The organism is Peribacillus sp. P4_C12 (genome assembly GCF_056402095.1).
This window is the reverse complement of the sequence record NZ_JBFUIB010001000.1, coordinates 1-853: the sequence shown is the minus strand read 5'-3', so window position 1 is coordinate 853 and position 853 is coordinate 1. Positions and strand designations below refer to the sequence as shown.

Genomic DNA, 853 nt, shown 5'->3' with positions numbered 1-853 from the left:
TTCTATGGTCTATGTAATGGTGAAGAAGTACTAAAACAAGCCACTACTTTAATAAAAGGAGAATAAGGATATGATGACTTTTATTGATAAGTATATTATGCCTGGAGCTGTAAGGGTAGGGAATAACCGTCATTTACTTGCAATTCGTGATACGTTGATTGGAATGATAGCGATTACAATGATCGGGTCGTTTGCTGTCCTGTTTAATAACCTTGGGCAAGTCATCAAGCCTTATGGAAGATTGATGGAGGCCATTTTCGGCCCTGCATGGAATACGCTTGGCAGTGATATTTGGTTTGGAACCTTTGCGTTTATGACGGTATTCGCTGTGTTCGGTATTTCTTATAAACTAGCAAGATCGTACGGGGATGACGGTTTTGAAGCAATGTTGGTTTCTGCAGCCTGTTTTTTCTTATTATTGCCTCAAATCGGCAATGTCACTTTAACCATCGATGATAAGGATGTTACAGGCGGAGCGTGGGGATTCGTCAGCGTAAATTATTTTAATGCAACAGCCTTATTTACAGGAATAGTCGTTGCCCTTTTAGCAACAGAGATATTTGTTAGACTTTCAAGAGTAAAATATTTAGTCATTAAATTACCTGATGGAGTACCACCAGCAGTAGCTCGTTCATTTGCAAAGTTAGTGCCGGGAATGGCAACAATCTTTTTTGCTGGTGTGTTCGGACTACTTTTTCGTAAAGTTACAGATGGACAGGTATTAAATGACTGGCTTAGTAAAGTAATTGTCTCCCCCTTACAAAGTGCTGTAGATTCACTGCCATTTGCCATTTTACTAGTATTTCTTGTTCATTTATTATGGATGATTGGTTTACACGGACCAAATATCCTT

The 853-nt window shown here is 38.9% G+C and carries 1 protein-coding gene; it reads left to right on the top strand.

All coding sequences use genetic code 11. From position 1 onward, the window contains the following. Positions 1-70 precede the first annotated feature (70 nt). On the top strand, positions 71-853 hold a 783-nt coding region (locus AC1DUW_RS30825), incomplete at its 3' end, for a PTS transporter subunit EIIC (RefSeq protein ID WP_477644450.1).